The sequence below is a fragment of the uncultured Cyclobacterium sp. genome (genome assembly GCF_963976465.1).
Classification (GTDB): domain Bacteria; phylum Bacteroidota; class Bacteroidia; order Cytophagales; family Cyclobacteriaceae; genus Cyclobacterium.
Map to the genome: position 1 here is coordinate 1 of NZ_CAXBOC010000295.1, position 7,207 is coordinate 7,207.

General features: G+C 39.2%; 6 protein-coding genes and 1 tRNA gene. 4 read left to right on the forward strand and 3 right to left on the reverse strand.

Translation table 11 applies throughout. From position 1 onward, the window contains the following. Both AAC037_RS15840 and AAC037_RS15845 read right to left on the reverse strand, forming a co-directional pair. A partial coding sequence (locus AAC037_RS15840; RefSeq protein ID WP_339903897.1) for a transcriptional repressor occupies window positions 1-368 on the reverse strand: 368 nt, incomplete at its 3' end. Window positions 369-426: 58 nt separating this feature from the next. After that, the gene (locus tag AAC037_RS15845; protein ID WP_339903899.1) at window positions 427-2,646 is read right to left on the reverse strand and encodes a bifunctional (p)ppGpp synthetase/guanosine-3',5'-bis(diphosphate) 3'-pyrophosphohydrolase; all 2,220 of its coding nucleotides are present in this window, start codon (window positions 2,644-2,646) and stop codon (window positions 427-429) included. Window positions 2,647-2,879: 233 nt separating this feature from the next. Here AAC037_RS15845 and AAC037_RS15850 point away from each other — a divergent pair. The 4 genes from AAC037_RS15850 (at window position 2,880) to clpX (ending at window position 6,367) form a co-directional block, all read left to right on the forward strand. Then, window positions 2,880-2,961 (forward strand) — tRNA-Leu (locus tag AAC037_RS15850). Window positions 2,962-3,052: 91 nt separating this feature from the next. Beyond that, window positions 3,053-4,381, forward strand: coding sequence for a trigger factor (locus AAC037_RS15855; RefSeq protein ID WP_339903901.1), 1,329 nt, complete (start codon window positions 3,053-3,055; stop codon window positions 4,379-4,381). An 83-nt stretch (window positions 4,382-4,464) separates the two neighbouring features. Continuing rightward, entirely contained in the window at window positions 4,465-5,136 is a 672-nt protein-coding gene (locus tag AAC037_RS15860; RefSeq protein WP_339903902.1) for an ATP-dependent Clp protease proteolytic subunit, read from the forward strand. Between the two features lie 7 nt (window positions 5,137-5,143). Beyond that, entirely contained in the window at window positions 5,144-6,367 is a 1,224-nt protein-coding gene (gene clpX, locus AAC037_RS15865; RefSeq protein ID WP_339903904.1) for an ATP-dependent Clp protease ATP-binding subunit ClpX, read from the forward strand. Here clpX and lpxB read toward each other — a convergent pair. Beyond that, on the reverse strand, window positions 6,364-7,207 hold an 844-nt coding region (gene lpxB / locus AAC037_RS15870; protein WP_339903905.1), incomplete at its 5' end, for a lipid-A-disaccharide synthase. The genes clpX and lpxB overlap by 4 nt on opposite strands.

The window sequence follows — 7,207 nt, forward strand, 5'->3', positions numbered from 1 at the left end:
TTCTGAATATTTTGAATTCGTGGATCGCAGAACTCCTTTACTTGGTGGCATTCTGTACAGATCAGGTGATCATGCTGCTTGTACCCATAGGATTTTTCGTATTGAGCCAAGTTTTTTCCAAACTGATGCTTGGTAACAAGGTCACATTCTACCAGTAAATCTAAAGTATTGTAAACCGTAGCACGACTTACGCGGTAGTTTTTATTCTTCATACTTATATACAAGCCTTCCACATCAAAGTGCCCTCCTCGGCTATATATCTCTTCTAAGATCGCATACCTTTCCGGTGTTTTTCTCAGCTTTTTGTTTTCCAAATAGGCGGTGAATATTTTCTTTACCTTTTCGTAAAGATTTTCTACTGAAGCCATACTTTCATTTTTTTTACAAATATACTGTTCTTATTTAAAAACGGACGGTTTAACTTTCCTAATCAAACCTGGACACCTTAAGAACACCTGAAACCTTGGATAAATTATCAATTAGCTTATCTAGATGGTTGGTACTGTCAACGTATAGCTTTATGCTGCCTTCAAAGATCCCTCGATCAGAATCAACGGTAATGGAGCGCATATTTACTTTCAATTCGTTGGAAATCACCTTAGTGAGATCACTGATAAGCCCCACCCTATCGGTACCTATAATTTTTAACCCGGCCAAAAACGCAATTTGCTGCTGACTGGTCCATCTTGCTTTGATTACCCTATTGCCATGATTGGACATTAATTCCAAGGCATTGGGGCATGCCGTTCTATGAATTTTTATCCCTTCATTCACAGTAACAAAACCAAAAACGGCATCTCCGGGAATAGGGTTACAGCATTTTGCCAAAACATAATCTACCACATCCATGTCCTCACCTATTAAAAGCTGATCATGCTCCGGCCCTTTTAGGTTTTTTATCTCCTTAGTAAAAGATTTTTCATCAGTAAAGCTCAACTGGGGCCCCTTTTTAGATTTTTTTTGTTGCTTGAAATCTTTGAAACTTTTAATAGCCGTAGCATCAATGATCCCCTTACCCACTTTGTAATAAAACTCTGTAGTGGTCTTTGTTTCAAAAAATGCCCGCAACTGTTCCACTGTCTCTGAGGTAAAGTCGAGCTTCATTTGCTTTAGCTTTCGCTGGACAATTTCTTTTCCATCCAGCATATAGCCCTTTTTCTCCTCCTTTAGGGCATCTTTAATTTTGGCCTTGGCTCTCGAAGTTACAACAGATTTAAGCCAATCTTCACTAGGCTTTTGTTTGTTTGAGGTTAGGATTTCAACCTGATCTCCATTTTTCAACTTGTGACCTAAGGAAACAAGCTTTTGATTGACTTTGGCACCGATACACTTGGCTCCAACCTCAGTATGTATTTCGAAGGCAAAATCCAAAGCAGTAGCATCAAAAGGCAGTACTTTAAGGTCTCCTTTTGGGGTGAACACAAATACTTCATCATGAAAAAGATTCCCCCTAAAATCATCCATAAATTCTATGGCCGAACCGTCATTGTTTTCCAACAAGGTTCTTACTTGTGTAATCCATTCATCCAAACTCCCGGCAGCTTTCTCAGGGGCATTTTCTTTTTCTTTGTACTTCCAGTGGGCCGCATAACCTCTTTCGGCAATGTCATCCATCCTTTGGGTACGAATTTGAACTTCCACCCACTGTCCTGTTTGGCTCATGGCTGTAGTGTGTAATGACTCATATCCATTGGCCCTGGGAGTACTTATCCAATCCCGCAACCTATTGGGGTTTGGCCGATAAAAGTCAGTTACAATTGAATAAACCTGCCAGCAAGCCGCCTTTTCATTTTCGTAGTCAGTATCTATAATGATCCTTATGGCAAAAAGATCGAAGACCTCTTCAAAAGGAATGTTCTGTTTTTTCATTTTATTATAAATGGAATAAACAGATTTTGGCCTTCCCTTGATAACAAATTTAAAGCCTTGTTCCTTTAGCTCTTTCTCAATTGGGGCAATAAAGGTTTTGATAAATTTATTCCTAGAAACCCTGGTATCACTTATTTTTTTTGAGATAAAATCGTAGTCTTCTTTGTCCATAAACTTAAGGTACAAATCCTCTAGTTCGGACTTTATAGAGTACAGCCCTAAGCGATGCGCTAATGGAGCGTAAAGATATTTTGTCTCCGAGCCGATTTTAAGCTGTTTGTGCCTTGGCATGGAATCCAAGGTCCTCATATTGTTTAGCCGGTCAGCTAATTTTATAAGAATTACCCGCACATCATCAGATAAAGTAAGCAGCATCTTCCTGAAGTTCTCTGCTTGCTGGGAGGAACCATAATCAAATACTCCTGCTATTTTGGTAAGTCCATCTATGATCTGGGCCACCTTAACACCGAATTCTCTTTCAATATCTTCCAATTCCATATCCGTATCTTCCACCACATCATGTAGCAGGGCGGCAATGATACTGGTTGTCCCAAGACCTATCTCTTCAACACAAATAAGGGCAACCTCTAGAGGGTGATAAATATAGGGTTCTCCAGATTTGCGGCGCATTTCTTTATGAGCTTCGCTGGCTACATTGAAAGCTTTCTTGATTAATTTGGCATCACCGGGCTTAAGCAATGGTTTTGCCAATCTCAAAAGTTTCCGGTAACGTTTGAGAATCTGTTTGCGCTCTTCTTCTATATCAACTTTGATCATACGATACAAGTTATAAAATTATTCTAGACTAAGGAATCAAAATCTTAAGTAAAATTTTAATTTTTTTTTACCCAAAGTATTGAATCTTTAAAATTGATTATTACCTTTGCATCCACATTAAAAAACAAGCCAACAAAAACTATTGTTGGCAAAAGATAGGCTGGGACTATGGGATTTATTTCCCCGGTTATTACAAAAGGTAATAGAAGTAGACAAGCTGAAATTATTTATTTGCGGATGTGGCGAAATTGGTAGACGCACTAGACTTAGGATCTAGCGCCGCGAGGCATGGGGGTTCGAGTCCCTCCATCCGCACACCCTTTAAATCCCTCGATCTTGATAGCTACCTTTTAGGTAAGTCAGGATGGAGGGTTTTTGTTATTGGTAAACATTAAATTCAGATCCCTTGGAAATTACAATAGACAAGCATGCTGCCAATGAAGCCTCAGTGAAAATAAAACTTGGGGAAGCAGATTATCAACAAACAGTTGATGCCAAAATAAAAGATTACGCAAAAAAGGCGAACATCAAAGGGTTCAGGCCCGGAAAGGCACCATTTACGATGGTAAAAAACCTTTATGGCACATCAGTTTTAGTGGAAGAAATCAATTCCATTTTGTCAAAATCCCTAAATGATTTTTTAAAGGAGCAGGATTTTGAAGTTCTTGGAGACCCTTTACCTTCTGAAGAAGACGGTAAAAATATAGACTGGAAGAAACAAAAAGATTTTGAGTTCGAATATAAAATTGGTTTTGTAGAAAATCTTGAATTAAACCTTGAGCAGGATTTGGACGCTAAGGTTTATGAGATCACACTTTCAGACAAGGAAGTAAATGAAGCCATCGAAAATATCAAAAAACAATACGGTAAGATGACCAACCCTGAGGTAAGTGAAGAAAATGATTTTCTTTACGGAGACCTTAAGGCAGACGATGGATCTTATGAAGAAACCCTTTCCTTGCCATTGAGTAGTTTGGATGGCAGGTCTGTTAAAAAGTTTTTGGGAGTTAAAAAAGAAGACAGCATTTCCTTTGATCCTTCTAAAGCAATCAAAGGTGATATAGCTGAAGCCCTAAACATCAGCAAGGAAGCTGCTGAAAACCTTAAGGGAGATTTCACTTTCACTGTTCAAAACATAAACAGAACGGAGGAAGCGACTTTGGATCAGGAGTTGTTTGACAAAGTTTTCGGTCCTGACCAGGTTTCATCAGAAGAAGAATTTTTAGAAAAGGTTAAAACAATTCTTACTGAAAATTACCAAAAAGAGATTAAGGTATTCAATGAGGAGCAGATCAAAGATGCTTTGATTTCCAATCACAAGCTTGATCTTCCTGAAACATTCTTAAAAGAGTGGTTAATCAAAGCCAACGATGGCAAAGTCACTGAAGAAGATGTTGCCAAGGAATTCCCAGCCTATACCAAACAATTGACTTGGTCTTTGATTTCGAATAAAATTTCAAAGGACAATGACATCAAAGCAGAACATGAAGATGTCATTGAAAAAACCAAAGAAATGATACGAGAGCAGTTGGCCTCATCCGGCATGGGTGCTCAACTAGAAGACAATATGGACATGTTTTTACAAAACTACCTTCAAGGCAACGAAGGTAAGAATTACATGCAAATGATGACTTCGGTGCAAAATGAAAAAGTCCTTGATTTTGTCAAGGAGAAAGTCAAATTGAAAGAAGAGAAAATTGGCGTAGAAAAGTTTAAAGAACTTCTCGAAAACTAATTCCTGAAATTTTTTGTTCATAAAAAGTCCTTATCTAAGGGCTTTTTTTATTTTTGTAATATTAATCTTAGAGAAAAGTAAAAATGAATAGAGAGGAATTCAGAAAATTCGCAGTCAAAGGCCAAGGAATCAGTGGCAATACTTTTGACCAATATATCCACTCTGTGGAAAACATGACCCGTGCAGTCATTGAAGAAAGGCCAACCAATTTCAGAGAAATAGATGTTTTTTCCAGACTAATAATGGATAGGATTATATTTCTTGGAACAGGTGTAGACGACAATATAGCCAATATAATTACCGCTCAATTGTTGTTTTTAGAGTCTGTGGATGCAAAGAAAGACATCCTACTGTATGTTAATAGCCCGGGAGGATCTGTATATGCAGGTTTAGGGATTTATGACACCATGCAATACATCAGTCCGGAAGTGGGTACCATATGTACCGGATTAGCCGCTTCAATGGGGGCCGTATTACTTGCAGGCGGTGCCGCCGGCAAACGAGCAGCATTACCTCATGCAAGAGTAATGATCCACCAGCCTTCAGGAGGGATGCAAGGTCAGTCCAAAGATATGGAGATCTCTGTAAGGCAAATTTTAGAATTGAGGCAGGAGCTTTATGAGATCCTAGCCCTTCACAGTGGAAAAAGCATCGAGCAAATTGAAATTGACTCAGACAGGGATTACTGGATGAGAGCATCAGCGGCCAAAGAATACGGCTTAATTGATGAAGTTTTGACGAAAAAAGTAAAATAACAACTGAATGGCGCAAGTAACATGTTCATTTTGTGGGAGGAATAAGAAAGATGTGGACCTAATGGTTTCAGGCATTTCTGCGCATATCTGTAATTTCTGTATAGAACAAGCCTTCCAGATTTTAGGGGAAGAGGACAAGACGAAAAAGGATGCCAAACAACCTAAGTTCAAACTAAAGAAACCAAAAGAACTTACTGCCTATCTGGATCAATACGTCATTGGGCAACAAGAGGCTAAAAAAGTCTTGACTGTGGCGGTTTACAATCATTATAAAAGATTGGGCCAAAAGCAAGAAGCCGATGATGTAAAAATTGAAAAATCCAATATCATTATGGTAGGTGATACAGGTACAGGTAAAACCTACTTGGCCAAAACCCTTGCCAAAACTCTCGAAGTTCCTTTTTGCATCGCAGATGCTACAGTTTTGACGGAAGCAGGCTATGTGGGTGAAGATGTTGAAAGCATTCTAACTCGTTTGCTCCAAGCAGCTGATTACAATGTGGAGGCTGCAGAGCGAGGGATTGTTTATATAGATGAGCTTGATAAAATTGCCAGAAAATCAGATAATCCATCCATTACCAGGGATGTAAGCGGCGAAGGCGTTCAGCAAGCAATGCTTAAATTACTGGAAGGAACAACGGTAAATGTTCCACCTCAAGGAGGAAGAAAACATCCTGACCAAAAGATGATCTCTGTAAACACTGAAAACATTCTGTTTATTTGTGGTGGAGCTTTTGATGGTATTGGTAGACATATTGCCGGGCGCTTGAATACCCAACCTTTGGGATTCAGTAAAAAGACCAATGCTGATGTGATCGACAGAACCAACCTGTTGCAGTATGTAACGGCCCAAGACCTGAAAGCATTTGGACTAATACCTGAATTGATTGGTAGGCTTCCGGTGCTGACTCACTTGGATCCATTGGACAAAGATTCGCTAAAATTGATTCTTACAGAACCAAAAAATGCCTTAACCAAACAATACGTTAAGCTATTGGCGATGGAGAATGTGAACTTAATATTCGAAGAGTCGGGCATTGATTTTATTGTGGAAAAGGCAGTAGAGTTCAACCTGGGTGCCAGAGGACTAAGGTCAATCTGCGAGGCAATTATCACGGATGCCATGTACGAACTCCCTTCTGAGGAAGGCGAGCACAATTTGGTAATCAATGAAGAGTACGCCCGTACACAATTTGAAAAATCTAAGTTCAAAAAGCTTCAGGTAGCTTAAGCTGATATACTTTCATAAATAAGCCTTGCAGTTTCCTGCGAGGCTTTTTTATTGCCCAATAGTTTTTTCAACTCTGAATAGCCCTCTAGGACCTTTTCTCTTTTAGGCCCATCTTGTAAGATGCCTCGAAGTTCCGCATTAACAGAGGCCGGCTCATAGGCATCTTGAATCAATTCTTTGACCACCTCTCTGTCCACTATCAAGTTTACCAAAGAAGCAAATGCTACTTTTATTAGCCGCATTCCGATAGTGTAAGAAATACGACTTGTCTTATACACAACCACCTGAGGTACATTAAAAAGTGCCGTTTCTAGCGTAGCCGTACCGGAAGTAACCACTGCGGCTCTAGCATTCTGCAGGATATCATATGTTTTTTCGTAAACCACCTGGATACCCGCCTCTTTAGCCAGCTCATAGCTTTCTGAAGGTAAGTTTCGCACTCCGGCAATTACCCAATCCACATTCTGAAAATTGTTTTTTAAGGCAATCATGGTAGTCAACATCTTGTCTACCTCTTGCTTTCTACTCCCGGGAAGGAGAGCAATCAATGGTTTGTCTCCCAAATTATGCCGACTTAAAAAACCCTGATCAGGCTTAAATTTATTGATTTCATCTAAAAGAGGGTTGCCGACATAATCCACCTCCCAATCAAATTTTCTAAAAAATTCTGGCTCAAAAGGTAAAATAGTATACAGCTTGTCTACATTTTTCTTGATTCCATAAGCCCTCTTTTGATTCCATGCCCAAACCTTTGGAGAGATATAATAGTGTACCTTAATATTGTTTTTAGTGGCAAAGGTTGCCATTTTCATATTAAATCCGGCGAAATCGACCAAAATC

Bases quoted from the DNA above. Each gene is read 5' to 3' on its own strand.
- AAC037_RS15845 (WP_339903899.1), bottom strand. From the start codon at position 2,646: ATGATCAAAGTTGATATAGAAGAAGAGCGCAAACAGATTCTCAAACGT.
- AAC037_RS15860 (WP_339903902.1), top strand. From the start codon at position 4,465: ATGAATAGAGAGGAATTCAGAAAATTCGCAGTCAAAGGCCAAGGAATC.
- clpX (WP_339903904.1), top strand. From the start codon at position 5,144: ATGGCGCAAGTAACATGTTCATTTTGTGGGAGGAATAAGAAAGATGTG.